Below are 20,112 nucleotides of genomic sequence, written 5' to 3'. Positions count from 1 at the left end.
TTCAAACCGTCTCGCCGAAAGAGCGCCAAAACTACTTCAAAGAAGCCGGATATGAACGGACATAAAACAATCCCGCTCTAGTACGAAAGGCTGCGGCCCGGAATGAAATCCCGTTCCGCTCAGGAACGGAAGCGCAGATTCCGCCGGCTGAGCTGGCTGACCGAGGTGCAGCCCATCAGCTTCATGCCGCGCTCGATCTCGGTGCGCATCGTCTCCAGCGCCCGTTCGACGCCGGGCTGTCCGGCAGCGGCAAGCGGGAAGAGATAGTAGCGCCCGAGCCCGACGGCCTTCGCCCCCAGCGACAGCGCTTTAAGAACATGCGTTCCCCGCTGCACACCGCCATCCATCATCACGTCGATCCGGTCGCCCACGGCGTCGACGATCTCGGCCAGCTGGTCGAATGCGCTGCGCGAGCCGTCGAGCTGGCGCCCGCCATGATTGGAAAGCACGATGCCGCTGCAGCCGATCTCGGCCGCGCGCTTGGCGTCTTCGACCGACATGATGCCCTTCAGGCAGAATGGCCCGCCCCATTCGCGCACCATCTCCGCCACATCGTCCCACGACATCGAGGGGTCGAGCATCTCGGTGAAGTATCGGCTGATCGACAGCGCGCCACCATCCATCTTGACGTGGTTTTCGAGCTGCGGCAGCCGGAAGCGCTCGTGCGTCAGCCAGTCGATCGCCCAGGAGGGCTTGATCGCGAACTGGGTCATGCCGGCAAGATTGAGCTTGAAGGGAATGGCAAAGCCCGTGCGCTTGTCGCGCTCGCGGTTGCCGCCGGTGATGCTGTCGACCGTCAGCATCATCGCCTGCACGCCGGCATTTTTCGCTCGCACCATCATCTCGCGGTTGAGGCCGCGGTCCTTGTGGAAATAGAACTGATAGACCTGCGGCCCGTTGCTGATCTGTCTCGCTTCCTCCAGGCTGATCGTGCCGAGCGAGGAGACGCCGAACATCGTCCCGTGTTTTGCCGCCGCTGCCGCGACCGCCCGCTCCCCCTGGTGGTGGAAAAGGCGCTGCAACGCCGTCGGTGAGCAATAGACCGGCATTGCGAGCTTCTGCCCCATGACGGTCACCGACATGTCGACATCGGCCACACCGCGCAAGACGTCAGGCACCAGATCGCAGGCCTCGAAGGCCGCGGTATTGCGCCGGTACGTCACCTCGTCATCGGCGCCGCCGTCTATATAGTCGAATATCGGTCCGGGAAGACGCCGTTTGGCCATGCGCCGGAAATCGTGAAAATTATAGCAGTCTGTCAGGCGCATTTCGTTCCTCGATACCCTGTTCCCGTGCCAGGAAGATCCGCCCTTCGCAAGTGAAGGGCGCAGCCTCGTTCAGGGAACGATCAGCGTTCCGACGCCGTGTTCGGTGAAGATCTCGAGCAGGACGGAATGGGCGGTCTTGCCGTTCAGGATGACGACACCCTGCACGCCGGCCTTGATCGCATCCATGCAGGTCTCGACCTTCGGGATCATGCCGCCCGAAATCGTGCCATCGGCGATCAGCGCATGCGCTTCGGCGACCGAAAGCTCCTTGATCAGTTGGCCGTTCTTGTCGAGTACGCCGGGCACATCGGTCAGGAACAGCAGCCGGGTGGCGTTCAACGCGCCGGCAATTGCGCCGGCGAAGGTATCGGCGTTGATATTGTAGGTGGCGCCGTCGCGGCCAGGCGCCACGGGGGCGATGACCGGGATCATCTCGGAGCGGGCAAGCAGATCGAGCAGCGTCCGGTCGACCTCGACCACTTCGCCGACGAAACCGAGATCGAGCACGCGCTCGATGTTCGAATCCGGATCCTTCACGGTCTTGCGCGCCTTTTCGGCGAAGACCATGTTGCCGTCCTTGCCGCAAAGGCCGATCGCCCATTCGCCGGTCTGGTTGATGAGCGCGACGATTTCCTTGTTGATCGAGCCGGCGAGCACCATCTCGACGATCTCGACCGTTTTCTGGTCGGTGACGCGAAGGCCGCCCTCGAATTTCGATTCGATGCCCATCTTGCTCAGCATGGCGCCGATCTGCGGGCCGCCGCCGTGAACGACGATCGGGTTGACGCCCGATTGCTTCAACAGCGCGATGTCGCTGGCAAAGGCCTTGCCGAGCTCGGGATTGCCCATGGCGTGGCCGCCATATTTCACGACAATCGTCTTGTTCTCGTAACGCTGCATGAAGGGCAGTGCCTTGGCCAGAAGCCGTGCCTGCATTTCGCTTTCGGTTTCGTTCATGGGAACCCCGCAGAATTGTTCGCGGCCTTTTATCGCAAGTTTCTGGCAGAGGGAATAATCCAGAGGGCAATAGTTTTTCGTATCTATCGCGGAGCCGGACGCCGTTACCGTCTGGCGCACGCAAGCTTGAGATAGGGAACGGCATGCAAGGCGATGACATCGCAGACTTGATCGGCCGCGTCGCACTCGGCGATCGCAGGGCTTTCGTGGCCCTCTACAATCAGACCGGACCGAAACTTTTGTCGATCTGCCTGCGTATCTTGAAGGATCGCACGCAAGCCGAAGAAGCTCTGCAGGAAGTCTATATCAGCATATGGCAACGCGCTCGCAGCTTCTCTGTCGCCTCGGGTTCGTCCTCGGCATGGCTGGCCGCAATTGCCCGCAACCGGTCGATCGATGCGCTGCGGGCGCGCAAGCCAGTCGCCGACGAATTGGACACGGTCTACGATCTTGCCGATGCCGGACCCGATCCGGAAATGCAGACGGTGGCCAAGGATGAAGGAAGGCGGATTGACACCTGCATGGAAGAGTTGGAAGCTGATCGTGCGGTCGCGGTGAAACGGGCTTATGTCGAAGGGCTGAGCTATCAGGAACTGGCCGATCAGTTTGGTGTCCCGCTGAACACGATGCGGACCTGGCTCAGGCGCAGCCTCTTGAAACTGAGAGAGTGCATGGAACGATGACATCGCCCGACAAAAGCAAGGGAGACCGCTCCCGCGACGAGGTTCTCGCCGGCGAATATGTGCTTGGCGTCCTGTCGTTGCAGGATCGCCGGGTGGTGGAAGAGCGCATGCGCCACGACCGCCCCTTCGCCGCGATCGTCAGCCGCTGGGAAACCAACCTCTCCGCCTTCAACGACGAGTATGAAGGCGTTGCTCCGAACCGGGAAACCTTCAAGCAGATCGAGGCGCGGCTGTTCGGCGATGGCCAGAAGCCCCTCTCCTTTTCGCAGGGGCTCTGGAATTCCGCCGTTTTCTGGCGCTCGCTGAGCTTCGCCTGCATCGTCGTCGCCGCCAGCGCCGTCATCTTCGCCTCCGGCGTGGTGCCGGAGCCGCAGGGGCCTGCACCATTGGTGGCCTCGCTTTCGGGCCAGAACAGCACCATCAATCTTCTTGCCTCCTACGAGCTTCAGAGCGGCCGGCTGAAAATCGTGCCCGTCGCCGCCGGCAAGCCGGAGGAGAAGTCGCTGGAACTCTGGCTGGTCCCGGGCAGCGGCATGACGAGATCGCTCGGCGTCTTCCAGCCGGGCGAAAGCGGTGAACTCGTTATTCCCGCCGAACTGCGCAGCATGATAGCCGATGGCGCAACGCTTGCCGTCAGTCTCGAACCCTTCGGCGGTTCGCCGACCGGCCAGGCGACTGGTCCGGTGATCGCAAGCGGTCCCCTGCACCGGCCATAATCGCACCGGCCATAACATAAATCATGTCTCCTTGCTGAAACTCTTCGGCGCGGCCCTCCGTAGTTCGAAATGTCCGGACGACGCTCAGGCATAAAGCCCGCGGATGGTGTCCGGTGAGGAGAAAATCATGATCAAGTCCGTATTACGCGGCTTCGCGCTCGCCACTGCCATGTCCGCCGTCGCCTTTGCCGCCGCGAAAAACCCGACGGTCGGCGGTGCGGCGATGTTCGATAGCAAGAACATCATCGAGAATGCCGTGAATTCCAAGGATCACACGACGCTGGTCGCAGCCGTCAAGGCGGCCGGCCTCGTTGGCACGCTCGAGGGCAAGGGCCCATTCACCGTCTTTGCGCCGACCAACGAAGCTTTCGCCGCCCTGCCGAAGGGTACCGTCGATACGCTCCTGAAGCCGGAAAACAAGGCAACGCTGACCAAGGTTTTGACCTGCCACGTCGTTGCCGCCGATGCGATGGCCAAGACCGTTGCCAAGATGATCAAGGATGACGGCGGCGAGCACGACATCAAGACCGTCGGCGGCTGCGTGCTGAAAGCTAAGGAAAACATGGGCAAGATCACCCTGACCGATGAAAACGGCGGCGTCTCCCATGTGACGATCGCCGACGTCAAGCAGTCGAACGGCGTCATCCACGTCGTCGACAAGGTGCTGCTGCCGAAGATGTAAGCCCGCTCGTATCGGCAGACGCATTGGGGCGCTCCTAGAGCAATTCCAGGAAAGGTGCAGAGCGGTTTTCCGTCCGGAATTGCGCAAAAACAAAAGGTTAGAGCGGTTCTACGCTTCCATAAAAAGCTGAACCGCTCTAAGGGCGCCCCAAACACAGATTGATGAGGTGGCTAGCGCATAACCCCGAAATCGGAATCGATTTTCGGAAAGGATTACGCGCAGATTCAAAGTCATAGAGCGTCCTTAGCGGGTCTGAAAAGACGCGCGGCGCTCTATCGGGCCGCTTCGGCTCTCGGGAAGACGAGGGTGACACTCATGCCGGTATCAGGGGACGAGCTGACTTCGACCTCGGCGCGGGCGTTTTGTTTCAGCGACTGTACGATCATCGCGCTTAGCTTCCCAGGCTGCGGCCAAGTTACATCCTGGGGAAGACCGACCCCGTTATCAGCAACGGTAATCCTGCAGCCGGTATCGCCGACCACACAGCGAAGCGTGATTTCTCCGCCATCGCGCCCCACGAAAGCATGCTTCAGCGTATTGGTGAGGAGTTCGTTGATGACGAGGCCGGCCGGCATGGCGACATCGACGGAAACCGGCCAGGTATCGACCTTCATGTCCAGCCGGATCCCTTCCACGGCATGGGCCGCCATCACCGAGGCGGCAATCTGGCTGACATAGGTGCCAAGATCGACTGTGGCGCCTTTCTCTTCGTCCGACAGCGAACGATAGAGAAGGGCCAAGGCTTCAATCCGCCCGGCAAGCCGCGCAAATCTCTCGCTTTCCTCATTCTGCTGAGCATTGCGCGCCTCCATTCGGATGAGCGCCGTGATCATCTGAAGATTGTTCTTCACGCGATGCTGAAGTTCACGCAGAAGGACATCTTTCTCCGTCAGCAGTTCGCTGAAACTCTCAGCGGCCGTCGCCTCATTGCGGGCAGCAAAGGCCACCAATCGGAAAAGCGGCGTGTCATCATCGTCGACGATGGTATTCGACCAGACATCGATAACGACCGTGCTCTCGGGTTCGGCCACCAGCGAGAAGGCACCAATATACTCCTCCGCAGAGGTCACAGCGGCCGTGAGCGGCACCTCTCCGGAGACGGCGGTGGAGTTCAATTCAATTTCCGGCCAAGGTTTTCCCTGGACCTCGGTTGCCTCAAGCGCCGTCAGCCGTTCGAATTCGAGGTTGACGTAAATCAGCGGTTCATTGCCAGCGAGTTCGGAGACAGCCACCGCGAATGGCACATGATCGAGAAAGTGTCGAAACCGGCTGTCATCAAGGGCTTCGGCAAGATGGGGCAAGTTGCCGACGCCTTCCGGCGAAAGCGGCTGGTCGTTGCTTTCAGTCATCAAATATTACTCGTGGACGCGGCTGCTCCTGCGCAGCAGGAGAACTAGGGTTGCTTCAAAAACTGCAGGGACGCAAGCGCAATCAACGCCGGTCAGTCCACGCAAGCCGTTTCTTAACTCGGCGATTGTTCGTGATTTAAGTCCGGTCATACGTAAATGACGTCAGCAGGGTCGTGACGAAATTGCTCGCCCTTTCCTTGACCAGCACTTCCGTCCATTCATCAGTCCCGCGCAGCCGCAAATCCGTGTAAATACTGTCGACGGCCGCTTCTTCGATACGCTTGATATGCGTCTTGAACGAAGCCTCGCCGCCGCCGTGATACATATCTCTGATCACCATGCGCAGAATTTCCTGAATAGCGATCTGCCAGGCCGTATTGATCGACTGAAGTTCCTGCGGAGTCTCTGCCATTGATGCTTCCATGATGTGAGTGAATGCCAGCACGCTTTGGGTCGTGCTGCAGCGCGCGATCTGCAAGCCCGTCGCTTCAGACGCGTTCAAATATCGAGCCGTGGCGATCTGGTTGTGGTCTCAGCGGGCCCTGGCGCGTTTTGCAATGAGGGCAGAGGTTGCCGATGAACGATTACTATGTTCCCGCGCAAGCCGTGCCTCCCGAAGCCGCAACGTCTTTGCCTGTTGCGATTGGGCGTCGGATTCGAGTTCTTCGGCCGCCTGGTTCTTCGCGAAGAACTGGGTCTGGACGTTGCCGAAGGCAATCTCCGCCCGCTGGCGCGATTTGCTGTATGTCTCTGTCATGTTGGCTCCGATATGGGTGGGCTCGACGCGCGAGCGAAAACAAAAAAGGCCAGGCAAATCGCCTGGCCTTGGATGGATAACGTGCTTCCGGCAGTGCCAGTACATCCGTGGTCAAAGGAAAGCAGATATCGATTTAAGCGTTCTGGAGATTGCACGCGGACATTTTGCCCGACTTGTTGTCACGCTCGAGGTCGAAGCCGATCTTCTGGCCTTCGACGAGTTCGCGCATTCCGGCGCGCTCGACGGCGGAGATGTGAACGAAGGCGTCATCGCCGCCATTGTCAGGCTGAATGAAGCCGAAGCCTTTGGTGGAATTGAACCATTTAACTGTGCCAGTGGCCATGATGATGAACCCTTTCATAGCAATATTGAAGAACCGCAACGCCAAGGCGATGCGGAGGGTGACAGCGATTTTTGAAAGGAAGTTCGTTCAGAGCGCGGTGCCAATCGCGCGATAACCAAGCCAGCAAGCAAAATTCGATGATCGCTATCTAGCTCATCAAAGCTGCATCGTCAACCTTTAGTTTTCAATTAGAAATAGATTCAACTTTGGAATGCTGCTGAGGCCTTTACACCAGACAGGTCGCCGCGTCCGGCCCGCGTACGCCCTCTACTTCCAGCGGGCAATGCCGACGGTTTCGGCGATCGCTTGGCGCAATTCGTCCAGCCCGTCGCCCTTTTCGGACGAGGTGGACAGCACGCCGGGATAGGCGGCCGGGCGCTTGCGGATCTTTTCCGCCGTTTCGGCAATGAGCTTCGGCACACCAGCCGCTTTGATCTTGTCGGTCTTGGTGAGCACGATCTGGTAGGAGACGGCGGCCTTGTCGAGCAGATCAAGCACGTCATCGTCGTTCTTCTTGATGCCGTGGCGGCTGTCGATCAGCACATAGACGCGCTTCAGCGTTGCGCGGCCGCGCAGATAATCGAAGACGAGCTTGGTCCACTTGTCGACCTGCTCCTTCGGCGCCTGCGCATAACCATAGCCCGGCATGTCGACGATCGCCGTCGGCGGCAGGTCACCGCCTTCGCCGGAATAACCATCCGGAACGAAATAGTTCAGTTCCTGCGTGCGTCCCGGCGTATTCGAGGTGCGCGCCAGGCCCTTCTGGCCGACCAGCGCATTGATCAGCGAGGATTTGCCGACATTCGAGCGACCGGCGAAGGCCACTTCCAACGGCCCTTCCGGCGGCAGGAAATTCAGGGACGGCACGCCGCGGATGAAGATCCATGGGTGGCCGAAGAGCGGCTTTTCGGTTTCGGGCATGCTGGTTCTGCAATCTCTGGGTTCGGTCTTTTACCGGGCTTCATGGTTTTGCGGGCGGATGTCAAGCTTTTCAGGCGCCTGCGCGGCATGCCTTGTTTCCTTCTTCCGCTGCCGGAAAAGAAAAGCCCCGCCGGAGCGGGGCTTGGCAAGCGTCATTTCGACGGCGCTTCTTTGCGTCGGAACAGACCCTTCAGATTGTCAAAGAGTTCGACCTTGACGCCGTGGCGCTTCATGATCAGCCCCTGCTGCGCCACCGAGAGCGTGTTGTTCCAGGCCCAGTAGATGACCAGGCCGGCCGGGAAGCTTGCCAGCATGAACATGAATACCAGCGGCATCCAGTTGAAGATCATCGCCTGTGTCGGATCGGGCGGCGTCGGGTTCATGCGCATCTGCACGAACATGGTGACGCCCATGATCAGCGGCCAGACGCCGAGGTGCAGCAGCGTCGGCCCCTCGAAAGGCAGCAGGCCGAACAGATTGACGATCGTCGTCGGATCGGGCGCCGAAAGGTCCTTGATCCAGCCGAAGAAGGGTGCGTGCCGCATCTCGATGGTGATATAGATCACCTTATAGAGCGAGAAAAAGATCGGGATCTGCAGCGCCACCGGCCAGCAGCCGGCGATCGGGTTGATCTTTTCTTCCTTGTAGAGCTGCATCGTTGCCTGCTGCAGCCCCATGCGGTCGTCGGCGAATTTCGCCTTCAGTTCCTCCATCTTCGGCTGCATGCGCTTCATGTTCGCCATCGAAGCGTACTGCTTGCTGGCGAGCGGGAAGAACAGAGCCTTGACGACGATGGTGGTGCACAGGATCGCCACGCCGAAATTGCCGAAGTAGCGGAAGAAGAAGTCCATCAGCTTGAACATCGGCTTGGTGATGAAATAGAACCAGCCCCAGTCGATCAGCCGGTCGAATTTCGGGATCGAATAGCTGGCCTCATAACCGTCGATAACAGGCACTTCCTTGGCGCCGGCGAAGACGAGGTTCTTCAGCTCGATCGATTGGCCCGGCGCAACGGTGAAGGCATCGTCCTTGTAGTCGGCCTGATAGCGCGGCTGGCCATCGGCGAAATAGGAGAAATGCGCCTCATAGGCGGCACTCTGCGGCGGAACGATAGTTGCCGCCCAATATTTGTCGGTGATGCCAAGCCAGCCGCCGGTGGACTTCGCCGGTGCCACGGCTTCCTTCTCGACGGCGCTATATTTGGTTTCGATGAGGCCGTCATCGCCGATCACGCCGATGAAGCCTTCATGCAGGACGTAGACGGACGGCGTCGTCGGCTTGTTGTAGCGCGTCACGCGGCCGTAGGAAGAGAGCGCAGCGGGCGCCTGGCCTGTGTTTTCGATCTTGTCGGCGACGGTGAACATGTAGCGTTCGTCGACGGAAATAGTGCGGGTGAAGGTCAGGCCCTTGTCATTGGTGTAGGAAAGCGTCACCGGCGTCTTTTCGGTGAGCTTGGCGCCCTCAGGTGCGGTCCAGAGCGTCGAGGGACCGGGAACGCTGCCCGTCGCGTCGCTGCCGATATAGCCGAGTTCGGTGAAATAGCCGTCCTTGGTTTCCGCCGGGCTGAACAGCGTGATGATCGGGCTCGAGTCGTCGACGGTCTCGTGATAGCCCTTGAGCTTCAGATCGTCGAGACGGGCGCCGGCAAGGTTGATCGAGCCGGAAAGTGCCGGGGTGTCGATGACGACGCGCGGGGACTTCTGCAGCGCCTGCTCGAGCGTCGCCGTCGCGGCCGCCTGGCCGGAAGGGGCCGCGCCGCTCGTCTGGGCCGGTGCCTGGCCGCCTGCTGCGGGCTGCTGCACCTGCTCGGTCTGCTGCTGCGCCTTCTGGGCTTCCTGCGCCTTGCGCTGGGCCTCGATGCGCGGATTCATATAGAGAAACTGCCAGCCGAGGACGATCAGCACCGAGAGAGCGATCGCAATGAAATAATTGCGGTTGTTTTCCATCATACGTTCCTGGGGCGTCCGTCTCCGGAGCGCCGGTGTTTCGGCCTGGTTTCCACGCGGGATTTCAGTTCCGCGGCCAATTCCTGGAAGGACGCGTCAAGCACGTCCCTGCGCGCGACAACCACATAGTCGTGTCCGGGCTGCATTGCAAACCCCGCATGAAGCCGCACCGCCTCTTTCAGGCGGCGGCGCATACGGTTCCGTTCGACCGCGTTGCCATGTTTTTTGGTGACTGTAAAACCGACGCGTGCCTGGCTGTCGGGTTCCTTCCGGTCGAGGACTTCGAGAAGGAAGAGGCCGCCCCGGCGTTTTTCGCCCTCGCGCGCGGCAAGAAACTGCGGGCGGCTCTTCAGCCGCCCGACAGTGTGTTTCTTCTCACTGATCGTCAATTCGCCCGCCATCTCTTACCGGGCAACCCGGCTTACGCCGACAGACGATTGCGGCCCTGCGCGCGGCGGGCTGCGATGACCTTGCGGCCACCCTTCGTGGACATGCGGGCACGGAAACCGTGGCGACGCTTGCGAACAAGCTTGGATGGTTGGTAGGTACGCTTCATTTATTTTAAACACCGCGGAGTGCGGCCCTTCTTGAATTTGCATAATGCAAGGAGCGTTGTTTTTCGAACGGGCGGGCCATGAAAGGCCTGAGTTACCGGACGTGCGCGGGCTTATAAGGATGAAGCCCATAAAAGTCAATTATGCCGGATAATTTCACTCTGCGCTGCTGGCTCAGAAAGTAATTTCGCACACTGGTATTAATAAATTTGGCCTGCCCTGAGTGGTTGTAATTTTCGCCGAGGCAGTCCAATTACCCCGGTTTTCAGGCGCTTAGGCGCCCGAGCCGCATTCGGCATGGATCATTGCCGAAGCCACAATCGTAAATATTAGAAATCTAACTTTAATAAATTTCGCCGATATTCAACGCATCGACTGGGAGTTTGATTTCCAGGCAGTGGCGTAGCTAGGAGCATTGCATTGAAGATCCGGGGCAAAATTAATCTGCTGGTTTGCGTGATGGGCGCGGTGGCGCTTTTGATCGGTGCAACGGCGTTGTCCGCCATGCACGAATACAGTCGCAACCTGACGGCTTACGAGCATGCCGCCAGCCGCGCCTATGCCGGCGAACGCCTCAACCGTTTCGTCACCGCCGTGGTTATGGAATCGCGCGGCATTTATGCCGCCAAAACGATCAAGGATACGCCGAACTTCGCCAAGGGCCTGATGGCCGGCCTCGACGAGATCGACAAGGTCATCTCGGGCTGGGCGCCGCTCGTTCCCGAGAGCCAGAAGGCCGATTTTGCCAAGCTTGTCGCCCGCGCCGCGGAATTCCGCACCTTCCGCACGGAGACCGCCCGCCTCGGCACGGAAGTCGGCCCCGAGGCTGCGAACCAACAGGGCAACAACGACGCCAACCGCGCCAACCGCAAGGCGTTCCAGGCGGAAATCGACGCCGTCGTCGCCACCGACAAGGCAGCGCTCGAAACCGTCAACGCCGAGATCGAGAGCTTCCGCTCCTGGGTGCTGATGCTCGTGCTCAGCATCACCGGTATCGGCATCGCCGTCGGCATCGGCATGGGCTTCTATATCGGCACCAGCCATCTGAGCCGCCCGATCAAGCGCGTCACCCATGCGATCAAGGAAGTCGCCGACGGCAATTTCGACGCCGAGGTCCCCTTTGCCGGCCGTCCGGATGAAATCGGCGAGATGGCCGCAGCGGTTGCGGTCTTCAAGGCGAACGGTCTTGCCGTCAAGCGCTTGAATGCCCAGGAGGCAGCGATGCGCGCCAAGAGCGACGACCTGCAGTCAAGCATGTCCGTCGTCGTGGCTGCTGCTGCGGCCGGCGATTTCGGCCATCGCATCAGTAAGGACTACGAGGACGACAACCTCAACCAGTTCGCCGGCAACATCAACACGCTGCTGTCGAGCGTCGATGCCGGCATCGGCGAGACCCGCCGCGTCATCGCAAGCCTTGCCGAAGGCGATCTGACCCAGACCATGAGCGGCAACTTCCAGGGCGCCTTCGCCGAGTTGCAGCAGAACGTCAACAATACCTTCGTCACCCTGCAGGCGACGATGCGCGAAGTGCGCGAGACGACGGAAGCGATGAATGGCAACACCGCCGAGCTGCGCAATGCCAGCGATGACCTGTCGAAGCGCACCGAACAGCAGGCTGCCGCTCTCGAACAGACCTCGGCAGCGCTCGACGAGATCACCGCCGTCGTCCAGAATTCCACCGAGCGGGCGCATGAGGCCACCATCATGGTGTCCGAAGCCAAGGAGAATGCCGGCCGCTCCGGCGTCGTCGTGGGCAATGCCGTCGAGGCCATGGGCCGCATCGAGCAGGCCTCGCGCGAAATCAGCCAGATCATCAACGTCATCGATGAGATCGCCTTCCAGACCAACCTCTTGGCGCTGAATGCCGGTGTCGAGGCGGCACGCGCCGGCGATGCCGGAAAGGGCTTCGCGGTGGTCGCGCAGGAGGTGCGGGAATTGGCCCAGCGTTCGGCAACGGCTGCCAAGGACATCAAGGCGCTGATCACCAAGTCGGGCAACGAGGTGCAGGTTGGCGTGAAGCTGGTCCAGGCGACCGGCGAGGCGCTGGCCGAAATCGGCACCCGCGTTATCGCCATCAACGATCATATCCATTCGATCGCCACCGCCGCGACCGAACAGTCGACCGGCCTCAAGGAAGTCAATACCGCCGTCAACCAGATGGACCAGGTGACACAGCAGAATGCCGCGATGGTGGAAGAGACCTCCGCCGCCACGCACAGGCTGTCGGCCGAAGCCGGTGGACTGGTGCGCCTCATTGCCCGCTTCAAGCTGCCGGATGATATGCCGACGCCCGTGGCGCTCGTCCGCAGCGAGCCGCAAAGACCGGTCGCCTCGCCCGCCCGCCGGGCGATTGCCAAGGTCGCCCGCGCCTTTGGCGGCAATGCGGCCGCAGCCGAGCAGAGCTGGGAAGAGTTTTGATCCTCAGTGCAATTCCAGGAAAAGTGTGAAAGCGGTTTTCTGTCCGGAATTGCGCAAAATAAAAAACTCGGGTCACGCCACTCTAACGCCGCCTCCGGGCGGCGTTTCTTTGTGACGACGTGACGCTGCTCGCAAAGATTTGAAAGCGGAGCATCTTGGTCTAATATAGAGCTCAACGGTAAGGGCGGCTGAAGTGCTGCCGATCGGGCGAGACGAGAATGCCGATAACAGACCAGGGCGACAAACCTTCGGCGCAAAATCCGGCGGCCGGCGAGGCCGCAAGGGCGCCGTGCCCGCCTGCCCGCCTGTTCGGCGGTCTCTCCGGCAAGCTGCTCTGGCTCACCGTCTTCTTTATCATGCTCGCCGAAATCCTGATCTTCTTTCCCTCGGTCGCCAGCATGCGCGTGCGCTGGCTGCAGGACAGGCTGAACACCGCCGCTGCCGCCGCCATCGTCATTGACGGGCTGCAGCCGGTCGAGCTGCCGCGCGCGCTGCAAAAGGAGACGCTGGAGGCAACCGGCACCAAGGCGATCGTGCTGCGCAAGGACGGCACCTCGCGGCTGCTGGCGACGACCGACATGCCGGCCTCCGTCGATGAAGCCTATGATCTCACCGACGTGCCGCCGGTGACGGCGATAAGCGATGCGCTCGACACGCTGGTCTTCGGCGGCAGCAGGATAATCCGCGTCTATGGCCCCGTCGGGGAAACCAACACCGGCGTCGAGGTGGTGATGAAGGACCGGCCGCTGCGCAGGGCGATGTTGGTCTATTCCCGCAATGTCCTGTTACTGTCGGTGCTGATCTCGCTGTTCACGGCGACGCTGATCTTCTTTGCGATCAACCGCATCCTCATCGGCCCGATCCGCCGGCTGACCGGCAGCATGCAGCAATTCTCCTCCGATCCTGACAACCCGGCCCATATCTATATCGGCGACGGCGGTCGCGACGAATTGGCGGTCGCCGGCCGCAACCTCACCTCGATGCAGATGGAACTGCAGAAGACGCTGAAGCAGCAGAAGAACCTGGCCGCTCTCGGCCTCGCCGTCTCCAAGATCAATCACGACATGCGCAATATCCTGGCGTCGGCGCAGCTGATGTCGGATCGGCTGGTCGATGTCGATGACCCGATGGTGAAAAGCTTTGCCCCGAAGCTCTTGCGCACCATCGACCGCGCCGTCGGTTACACCACCGAGGTGTTGTCCTATGGCAAGGCGAGCGAATCTGCGCCGCGCCGCCGCCATATCCGCCTTTTGGAACTGACCCAGGACGTCAAGGACATGCTGGCGATCGATCCGCAAAGCGGCATCGAATTTGTCGAGCAGATCGGCGCCGAACTTGAGGTCGATGCCGATGGCGAGCAGCTTTTCCGCGTCATCCACAATCTCTGCCGCAACGCGCTGCAGGCGCTGACGTCGCCGGGCGAGGGCGGCCCGGGTTCCGTCAGGCGCATCACCGTCTCCGCCCAGCGCGTCGGCAGCGTCGTCAGCATCACGGTGGATGATACCGGTCCCGGCATGCCGCTGAAGGCGCGCCAGAACCTCTTTGCCGCCTTCCGCGGCTCCGCCCGCTCCGGCGGCACCGGCCTCGGCCTCACCATCGCCCGCGAGCTGGTGCTCGCCCATGGCGGCACGATCGCGCTGGTGGAAAAACCGACGGTCGGCACGCAGTTCCGCATCGAGATCCCCGATCGCCCGGTTTCGCTGGAGGATTACCGCAGCCGGACGCATATTGAAAAGTGACGGGGTTTACCAAGGCGCGGCTTCGGGCAGACAAAGACGCGATTTTTTCAGAAATGCTCTTGCATTGTCCCGAAGGACGTTTTAGAGGATCGCCACGCAAGCGGCACCGCCGCATTTTGCACGCACCCGTAGCTCAGCTGGATAGAGCACCAGACTACGAATCTGGGGGTCAGGAGTTCGAATCTCTTCGGGTGCGCCATTTTTCCATACAAAACTGGGCACTCCAGTCGCAGCCTCTCCGCTCATCACCAGACGCTCCAGAACGTCCCGCCTTCCGTGGATGCGGATTTCATCATCATCGGCTTCGACCTGATCGACAACGGAGCGAAGGTAGGCGCGGCGGAAAGGTAGCGGCCCTTGCGTACGTTCTCCCGCATGAGGCGGCGAACGCGTCGATCTTCTCCTCAGTCATGCGCGTGTCGGGGCGCAACGCGGCGAACGCTCGCTCCAGCGCGGCCTTCGCGTGATCGCGCTCGCCCTCATCGGTGAGGCGATGGGACGGCTCTAGAGGAAGTAGCGGCCTGCGGACCGCCAATTGACGGACCGTCTCAATATTCACGCATTTATGAGCTCTAGTGATAACCGCTTCCCGAATTGCAGGACTAGTCTGAATGATCGCTGCGCACTAATTTGTAAGCAGTGCCGGCTGTGTGCCAAGCCACTCCGTTGGGAGACTGAAATGCAACGCAAGCTCGCGGCAATCATGGCCGCTGATATCGTCGGCTATAGCCGGCTGATGGCCGAGGACGAGTCTTCCACCTATGCAGAGCTGCGCACTGTTTTTGACAACCTGATCGACCCCACTGTCGCCCGCCATGGCGGAACCACCTTCAAAACGACGGGTGACGGCTTCCTTGCGATGTTCCCGAGCGTCAACGCGGCCGTTGATGCCGCACTTGCCATCCAGCAAGGTTTTGACGACGGCCCTTTCAAGCTGCGTATCGGCATCAACCTCGGTGATGTCATCGAGGATAATGGCGATGTCTATGGGGATGGAGTGAACGTCGCGGCCCGGCTTGAGGCCATGACCGAGCCCGGCCAGATATTCGTCAGCGGCGCTGTGGTGATGGCCGCCGAGCGCAACCGCGGCGATCTGTTCGCCCGAGTCGGCCGCAGGCGCGCCAAGAATATTCCCGAGCTGCTTGAAGTGTACCGCGTAAGGCGGGCGGGCTCTCCCTGGTCGATCTGGCGGCAGGTGCCACATGTCCTGCGCTGCAGCGCGGCGCGCTGGTCTTATGGCGTTGCTGCCATCGCTCTCATTCTCATCGGCACCCAGATTTCACCTCTTCCGCTGGCCGCGATGGTGAGCGGCATCCCGGCTGCACTCTCTCTGGACCAGACCCGTGCAGACCCCAGGCCCTCGATTGCCGTCATGCCGTTCGCAACCATGAGCGGCAGCGGTAACCAGCCTTACTTTGCGGACGGACTGACCGAAGACGTGACCACGGCGCTCGCACGTAATCCCGAGCTTCAGGTCATCGCCCGCGATTCCACCTATGCCGTGCGCGGTCAGGAGACGGATGTGCGTAAGCTCGCGGCAAAGCTTGGCGTTGATTACGTGGTCGAAGGCAGCGCGCGCCGGGAAGGCGACCAGCTCCGCGTTTCGGCGCAGCTCATTGATGTCGGCACGGGCGCGCACTTATGGTCGCGCAGCTTCGACAAGAAGGTTGCTGACGTTTTCACCGTCCAGAGCGAGCTCACCACGGAAATCGTCGCGCAACTCGCGCCCTATATTGGCCGAAGCGAAGCGGCAGCGGCGGCGCTGCGGCCGACGGATAGTCTGCAGGCCTATGATCTCGTCTTGCAGGCCCGTAACCGCTACCGGCACGGCGCCACTGACCATAACGCTATTCTCGATGCCCGTGGCCTGTATCAGCGCGCCCTGGAAATGGACCCGGCCTATGCCGCAGCCCGCGCAGGTCTTGCGTTGACCTATATCGGCGAAGTGGCGCAAAGGCCCGGCGGTCAAGCCGCCGCGCCCGAGTTGGATTTGGGTCTCAGTGAGGCGCGGCAGGCCGTGCGGCTCGATCCCAATCTCGGTTTTGGATATCAGGTAATCAGTTTCGGACTTGCGCTGCAGGCGGACTATTCCGGCGGACTTCAGGCGGCGCAGCGTGCGGTCGAACTGAACCCCAACGACCCCGACAGTATGATTGCGCTGGCCAAAGCGCAGGTCCGGTTCGGAGACTATCCGGACGCTGTCGCCAACGCGGAGCGGGCGCGCCGACTGCACCCCATGGCACCGGAATACTATGCCTACGTGCATGGTCAGGCGCTTTATGCCGATGGCCGCCGCGAAGAGGCGGCCACGGTCATCAGCGAGTGTCTTGTCAGAGCGCCCCGCGATGCGAATTGCCTTCTCATCCAAGCCGCGTTGCAGGGTGGAAGCGGAGAGCTTGAAAAGGCGCAGGCTACCATGGCGAGCCTTGTTGAAGCCCATCCGGCATTCTCGCTGGAAGCGGAAAGGGCTTATCGCCGGTTCGGCGACGAGCCCTTGATGGAAGAGTTCCTGCAGGACCTGGCGAGAGCCAAAGCCCCGGAGACGGCTTGACGTTCCTGTCAGCGTCGCGGCAATTGGTTATGCCAACAGTATTGGAAAAACAATTACATAGGAGCGCCAATTTTCATCTCGTCGGGTGCGCTATTTCTCTTTTTCACTGAAAATGTGCCCTGGCCTTTTGCGCAGTAGGGAAAAATCCGCCGTTCTAGATGCTTTATCGAAACTTGCCTTCGTTCGGGCGATCAGGTGAAAGATTCATCAACAGCAGCGCAAGTAGGGCTGTTCAATTGACTGATTCTGATTCTCGGCTTTGCGGTCATTTCCCAAGGATGTCTCTAACGCCGCGGAATATGTGTAGACACGACTGTCGCGCGGGTTTGGGAAAACGATCTTGCATATAGAATTATTCTAAAGATAACCGGCATTAAGTTGGTTTGTGAAAAATCTATTCGTAATGGCGAGGATCTCAAGCATAATGCAACCATTGCGTCTCATTCGGATATTGAATTTCGTCGGACATTGGGACAAGGTGCCCGCCGCGTAACGAGTTCGCGACTTTATTATTGCATGCGCGCATTTCACTTTTCATGTGAACACCTCGGGTACGTGGTGACGTAAAGGCAAAATGACTTTTGTTTTGAACACCTTTGGAAGGTTGCAGCTCGTTGACGGGCAGGGGAGCCTCGTCGCGTTTCCCGAGAAAGGGTTGCTGCTTCTCGTCTATTTGTTGACGACCGGTGAAGGTTCGGCGGATCGAACGAGTTTGGCTCGTTTTCTGTGGGGCGATGCCGACAGGGACGTTGCGCTTTCGACTTTGCGTAAGCTGATTTCGAGAATAAAGGCCCGTCAAACCGAACTCGGAGTAAACATCCTCTCATCCCAGGGGAACATGGTCTCTCTCGACCGAGAGTCCTTGTCTTCCGACCTTTTGCTATCTGAAACCGACGAAGCGGTCGCCTCGTTCTCCCTGCTTAAGCATCTTGTGAAGTTGCTGAACCAGCCCTTTCTGGGGCCGGTTCACTGCCACAGTCGCGAGTTTCAACACTGGCTTGCCGAGCGCGAAAAATGCCATATCGACCTTCTCGCAAATACATTGAAAGCGGTATCTCAACGAGCGCAGTCGAGAGCGGAATCCGAACTCCTGCGAAAGGCCGCCATTATCCTGTTTCGGACGGAACCGAAGGATCCGGATACGCTGCAGTTGCTGATAGAGATATTCAAGGCGGAGGAAGAAGTTGAATCCCTTCGAAACCATTTCGAACAGCGGCGCATTTCGATTTCGCGAGGGATCGCTGTACGCACCGCATCCGACGGCGGTGACACAAAACCCGTTCTCCCGGCTTTAGCGCCTTCAAGGGAAAAACACGCAACAGCTGTTTCCCTTGAGCCCGAGGACATCAGCATTGCAATCCCTCGCCTGGTGCTGCTTCCACCCAGAAATCAATCCATTCATCCCCAAACGGGTTTTTTAGCAGCGTCTTTGGTGGAGGATATTACGATTGGATTTTGTGCCTTCAACAGCCTGCAGGTGATAGCGCCATATTCGGCGGTGCAAATTGGCCACCACATGGAGACCCAGAAAGCTTTTTTTGAACGACACCACGTCAACTACATTCTCGACACTCGGATCAGCAATGCGGGCGATGATGTCACCCTGTTCGCCCAACTGATCTTTTTTGACCAGAATCAAATTGTCTGGGCAGAAAGATTCAGCCTTGATCATGGAGATCTTGTCAAAGACAGGAGGACTGTCTCACGACGGATTGCTCTTTCCATATCCAGCGAAATCGAGCGCCATGAGGCGTTGCGCGAGGATCTGAACCCGGCTGCTTACCATCGATATCTCGTTGGCAGGCGGCACCTGGCGCGGCTGACGCTTCCGAACCTACGGCGTGCGCGCAAGGAGATGAAAGCCGCGCTCAGCGTCAGCCCTGATTTCGCACCAGCACTGAGTTCGATGGCACGGACTTACTCCAAGGAATGGTTGCTGACCGCGCGAGGCGATATCGATCTGTTGAAATCGGCAGAGACTTTGGCAAAGCAGGCCACCGAAACGCGTCCGGATTTTGCCGATGGATATCGCGAATTTGGCGTGGCGAAATTGTTGCAGGGTGCATTTGACCAAAGCGCCGAGGCAATGGAAGTGGCAGAGAGCCTTGCCCCGCATTATGCGGATGTTATTGCCGACTACGCGGACACTTTGGTTCATTGTTCGCTCCCTGCCATGGCGTTGCGAAAGATCGAGCGGGCAATCGAGTTGAACCCGCTCAGCCCCGACACCTATTTCTGGACCGCTGCCGGAGCAAATTATGCCCTTGGCGAATTCGAAGCTTCGCTGGATTACATTGGGCAAATGGCCGATGCCAGTTTGGCCGACAGGCTAGCGGCCGCAAACTGGGCCATGTTGGGCCATCAGGACAAGGCGCGGACCTTCGTCAGGAGGTTTCGCGAAGTCAACCCGGACTTCGACGTGGACAAATGGCTGTCTGCGGTTCCGAGTAAGGAGCAATGGCATAAGGATCTTTACCGAGAAGGCCTGAAGAAAGCTGGATTTTAAACACCAATCATTAGAAGAGGGAAAAAGCATGGCTAGAGTTGTTGTTATTAGTGTTGCAGGCGACGATGCTCTTTGGGTCGCCGATCTGGACGCCGGCACGGTCGTGCCTCTTCCGTCTCCCAAGTCGGGCGGGTTGAAAGCGGTGACCGACCTTCGCGCGACCGGGTCCATCGTGACGAAGGGCGTCAATCTGGCCGTGGTTGTCAAGTCCGCGGAGGCGGCATTGTCGGGCCATTATGATGGCTGATCGCGTATAATCTCTGCATCATCACGCTGGATGGCGGGCCGAGTATAACGGCTCGCCTTCCAGCGCCAAATAGGCGCCGCACGGATCGTGGCCTTATTCCTTAATCGGGATCCCGGCTTCGATCGCAGCATCGATGAACGCCTGCCGCGCCTCTTCCCGGTTTCGCTTGCCCGACATGACATCGGCGCAAACCGCACAGGCTCTATCCAGGGCGGGGCCCTCTTCGGTCGGCCAGTCTTCGACTAGCGCCCATGTCGCGGCCTGGGTCGTCTGGATCACCACCCACTGGTCCGGGCCTTCAAGCGCGAGTGTTACCGGCTTCTTCCAAATGGTTTGCATGATCTCAGAACCTCTGCTGCGTGCTCTCTGCCGTTGCAGCCTGCACACATAGGGCGATTCATCCGGTGTGGCGAGGCGCAGTATGAACGAGATGCCTTTCTCGATCAGCAAACTGCTGGGATGTGCTTTTCGAAAA

At 59.7% G+C, this 20,112-nt stretch carries 19 protein-coding genes and 1 tRNA gene; 9 read left to right on the top strand and 11 right to left on the bottom strand.

Features of this window, described 5'->3' with window-relative positions; all coding sequences use genetic code 11:
* Nucleotides 1–119: 119 nt before the first annotated feature.
* Both OLZ32_RS37455 and argB read right to left on the bottom strand, forming a co-directional pair.
* Entirely contained in the window at nucleotides 120–1,268 is a 1,149-nt protein-coding gene (locus OLZ32_RS37455; protein WP_264425433.1) for an alpha-hydroxy acid oxidase, read from the bottom strand.
* Between the two features lie 69 nt (nucleotides 1,269–1,337).
* A complete protein-coding gene (gene argB, locus OLZ32_RS37450) occupies nucleotides 1,338–2,225 on the bottom strand; it encodes an acetylglutamate kinase (protein WP_003544982.1) in 888 nt (295 codons plus the stop codon).
* Between the two features lie 143 nt (nucleotides 2,226–2,368).
* Here argB and OLZ32_RS37445 point away from each other — a divergent pair, with 143 nt between their 5' ends.
* From OLZ32_RS37445 to OLZ32_RS37435, 3 genes are all read left to right on the top strand, one after another.
* Nucleotides 2,369–2,908, top strand: a complete 540-nt coding sequence (locus OLZ32_RS37445) for a sigma-70 family RNA polymerase sigma factor (RefSeq protein ID WP_017990111.1) — start codon at nucleotides 2,369–2,371, stop codon at nucleotides 2,906–2,908.
* A complete protein-coding gene (locus OLZ32_RS37440; RefSeq protein ID WP_026160090.1) occupies nucleotides 2,905–3,624 on the top strand; it encodes an anti-sigma factor in 720 nt (239 codons plus the stop codon). The genes OLZ32_RS37445 and OLZ32_RS37440 overlap by 4 nt, the downstream gene beginning before the upstream one ends.
* Nucleotides 3,625–3,751: 127 nt before the next feature.
* On the top strand, nucleotides 3,752–4,306 hold the full coding sequence (locus tag OLZ32_RS37435; RefSeq protein WP_003544994.1) for a fasciclin domain-containing protein: 555 nt from the start codon (nucleotides 3,752–3,754) through the stop codon (nucleotides 4,304–4,306).
* Between the two features lie 272 nt (nucleotides 4,307–4,578).
* Here the strand turns inward: OLZ32_RS37435 and OLZ32_RS37430 are convergent, their stop codons facing one another.
* The 8 genes from OLZ32_RS37430 to rpmH form a co-directional block, all read right to left on the bottom strand.
* Nucleotides 4,579–5,655 carry a sensor histidine kinase gene (locus tag OLZ32_RS37430; protein WP_003544995.1) on the bottom strand — a complete coding sequence of 359 codons (1,077 nt, stop codon included), beginning with the start codon at nucleotides 5,653–5,655 and terminating at the stop codon, nucleotides 4,579–4,581.
* A gap of 136 nt (nucleotides 5,656–5,791) precedes the next feature.
* A complete protein-coding gene (locus OLZ32_RS37425; protein WP_003544996.1) occupies nucleotides 5,792–6,067 on the bottom strand; it encodes a hypothetical protein in 276 nt (91 codons plus the stop codon).
* Between the two features lie 120 nt (nucleotides 6,068–6,187).
* Nucleotides 6,188–6,412 (bottom strand): hypothetical protein, encoded by a 225-nt coding sequence (locus OLZ32_RS37420; protein ID WP_264425431.1) that lies wholly within the window; start codon nucleotides 6,410–6,412, stop codon nucleotides 6,188–6,190.
* Between the two features lie 133 nt (nucleotides 6,413–6,545).
* A complete protein-coding gene (locus tag OLZ32_RS37415; protein ID WP_003545000.1) occupies nucleotides 6,546–6,755 on the bottom strand; it encodes a cold-shock protein in 210 nt (69 codons plus the stop codon).
* A gap of 267 nt (nucleotides 6,756–7,022) precedes the next feature.
* Nucleotides 7,023–7,676, bottom strand: coding sequence for a ribosome biogenesis GTP-binding protein YihA/YsxC (gene yihA / locus OLZ32_RS37410; RefSeq protein WP_003545002.1), 654 nt, complete (start codon nucleotides 7,674–7,676; stop codon nucleotides 7,023–7,025).
* Between the two features lie 152 nt (nucleotides 7,677–7,828).
* Nucleotides 7,829–9,622 (bottom strand): membrane protein insertase YidC, encoded by a 1,794-nt coding sequence (gene yidC / locus OLZ32_RS37405; protein WP_026160091.1) that lies wholly within the window; start codon nucleotides 9,620–9,622, stop codon nucleotides 7,829–7,831.
* Nucleotides 9,622–10,023, bottom strand: a complete 402-nt coding sequence (gene rnpA / locus OLZ32_RS37400) for a ribonuclease P protein component (RefSeq protein WP_003545005.1) — start codon at nucleotides 10,021–10,023, stop codon at nucleotides 9,622–9,624. Before rnpA ends, yidC begins: the two co-directional genes overlap by 1 nt.
* Nucleotides 10,024–10,043: 20 nt before the next feature.
* The gene (gene rpmH, locus OLZ32_RS37395) at nucleotides 10,044–10,178 is read right to left on the bottom strand and encodes a 50S ribosomal protein L34 (RefSeq protein ID WP_003545006.1); all 135 of its coding nucleotides are present in this window, start codon (nucleotides 10,176–10,178) and stop codon (nucleotides 10,044–10,046) included.
* 418 nt (nucleotides 10,179–10,596) lie between these two features.
* Here rpmH and OLZ32_RS37390 point away from each other — a divergent pair, with 418 nt between their 5' ends.
* From OLZ32_RS37390 to OLZ32_RS37365, 6 genes are all read left to right on the top strand, one after another.
* Nucleotides 10,597–12,594 carry a methyl-accepting chemotaxis protein gene (locus tag OLZ32_RS37390; RefSeq protein WP_264399034.1) on the top strand — a complete coding sequence of 666 codons (1,998 nt, stop codon included), beginning with the start codon at nucleotides 10,597–10,599 and terminating at the stop codon, nucleotides 12,592–12,594.
* A gap of 218 nt (nucleotides 12,595–12,812) precedes the next feature.
* Entirely contained in the window at nucleotides 12,813–14,333 is a 1,521-nt protein-coding gene (locus OLZ32_RS37385; protein WP_264425427.1) for an ATP-binding protein, read from the top strand.
* Between the two features lie 122 nt (nucleotides 14,334–14,455).
* Nucleotides 14,456–14,532, top strand: a tRNA-Arg gene (locus tag OLZ32_RS37380).
* A 480-nt stretch (nucleotides 14,533–15,012) separates the two neighbouring features.
* Nucleotides 15,013–16,884 carry an adenylate/guanylate cyclase domain-containing protein gene (locus tag OLZ32_RS37375; RefSeq protein WP_003545011.1) on the top strand — a complete coding sequence of 624 codons (1,872 nt, stop codon included), beginning with the start codon at nucleotides 15,013–15,015 and terminating at the stop codon, nucleotides 16,882–16,884.
* A 574-nt stretch (nucleotides 16,885–17,458) separates the two neighbouring features.
* On the top strand, nucleotides 17,459–19,390 hold the full coding sequence (locus tag OLZ32_RS37370; protein ID WP_264425426.1) for a hypothetical protein: 1,932 nt from the start codon (nucleotides 17,459–17,461) through the stop codon (nucleotides 19,388–19,390).
* A 28-nt stretch (nucleotides 19,391–19,418) separates the two neighbouring features.
* On the top strand, nucleotides 19,419–19,637 hold the full coding sequence (locus OLZ32_RS37365) for a hypothetical protein (RefSeq protein WP_003545015.1): 219 nt from the start codon (nucleotides 19,419–19,421) through the stop codon (nucleotides 19,635–19,637).
* A gap of 93 nt (nucleotides 19,638–19,730) precedes the next feature.
* On the opposite strand, the gene OLZ32_RS37360 is transcribed toward OLZ32_RS37365, so the two are convergent.
* Nucleotides 19,731–19,976 carry a DUF982 domain-containing protein gene (locus tag OLZ32_RS37360; protein ID WP_012755837.1) on the bottom strand — a complete coding sequence of 82 codons (246 nt, stop codon included), beginning with the start codon at nucleotides 19,974–19,976 and terminating at the stop codon, nucleotides 19,731–19,733.
* Between the last annotated feature and the right edge of the window lie 136 nt (nucleotides 19,977–20,112).

The organism is Rhizobium acaciae (assembly GCF_025941625.1).
GTDB lineage: Bacteria > Pseudomonadota > Alphaproteobacteria > Rhizobiales > Rhizobiaceae > Rhizobium > Rhizobium acaciae.
The sequence above is the reverse complement of the archived record's forward strand: the minus strand, read 5'-3'. Positions and strand labels throughout refer to the sequence as shown.

Bases quoted from the DNA above. Each gene is read 5' to 3' on its own strand.
- OLZ32_RS37445 (WP_017990111.1), top strand. From the start codon at position 2,369: ATGCAAGGCGATGACATCGCAGACTTGATCGGCCGCGTCGCACTCGGC.
- OLZ32_RS37415 (WP_003545000.1), bottom strand. From the start codon at position 6,755: ATGGCCACTGGCACAGTTAAATGGTTCAATTCCACCAAAGGCTTCGGC.
- OLZ32_RS37360 (WP_012755837.1), bottom strand. From the start codon at position 19,976: ATGCAAACCATTTGGAAGAAGCCGGTAACACTCGCGCTTGAAGGCCCG.
- OLZ32_RS37440 (WP_026160090.1), top strand. From the start codon at position 2,905: ATGACATCGCCCGACAAAAGCAAGGGAGACCGCTCCCGCGACGAGGTT.
- OLZ32_RS37385 (WP_264425427.1), top strand. From the start codon at position 12,813: ATGCCGATAACAGACCAGGGCGACAAACCTTCGGCGCAAAATCCGGCG.
- OLZ32_RS37365 (WP_003545015.1), top strand. From the start codon at position 19,419: ATGGCTAGAGTTGTTGTTATTAGTGTTGCAGGCGACGATGCTCTTTGG.
- rpmH (WP_003545006.1), bottom strand. From the start codon at position 10,178: ATGAAGCGTACCTACCAACCATCCAAGCTTGTTCGCAAGCGTCGCCAC.
- argB (WP_003544982.1), bottom strand. From the start codon at position 2,225: ATGAACGAAACCGAAAGCGAAATGCAGGCACGGCTTCTGGCCAAGGCA.
- OLZ32_RS37455 (WP_264425433.1), bottom strand. From the start codon at position 1,268: ATGCGCCTGACAGACTGCTATAATTTTCACGATTTCCGGCGCATGGCC.
- OLZ32_RS37435 (WP_003544994.1), top strand. From the start codon at position 3,752: ATGATCAAGTCCGTATTACGCGGCTTCGCGCTCGCCACTGCCATGTCC.
- rnpA (WP_003545005.1), bottom strand. From the start codon at position 10,023: ATGGCGGGCGAATTGACGATCAGTGAGAAGAAACACACTGTCGGGCGG.
- yidC (WP_026160091.1), bottom strand. From the start codon at position 9,622: ATGGAAAACAACCGCAATTATTTCATTGCGATCGCTCTCTCGGTGCTG.
- OLZ32_RS37430 (WP_003544995.1), bottom strand. From the start codon at position 5,655: ATGACTGAAAGCAACGACCAGCCGCTTTCGCCGGAAGGCGTCGGCAAC.
- OLZ32_RS37375 (WP_003545011.1), top strand. From the start codon at position 15,013: ATGCAACGCAAGCTCGCGGCAATCATGGCCGCTGATATCGTCGGCTAT.
- OLZ32_RS37370 (WP_264425426.1), top strand. From the start codon at position 17,459: ATGACTTTTGTTTTGAACACCTTTGGAAGGTTGCAGCTCGTTGACGGG.
- OLZ32_RS37420 (WP_264425431.1), bottom strand. From the start codon at position 6,412: ATGACAGAGACATACAGCAAATCGCGCCAGCGGGCGGAGATTGCCTTC.
- OLZ32_RS37425 (WP_003544996.1), bottom strand. From the start codon at position 6,067: ATGGCAGAGACTCCGCAGGAACTTCAGTCGATCAATACGGCCTGGCAG.
- yihA (WP_003545002.1), bottom strand. From the start codon at position 7,676: ATGCCCGAAACCGAAAAGCCGCTCTTCGGCCACCCATGGATCTTCATC.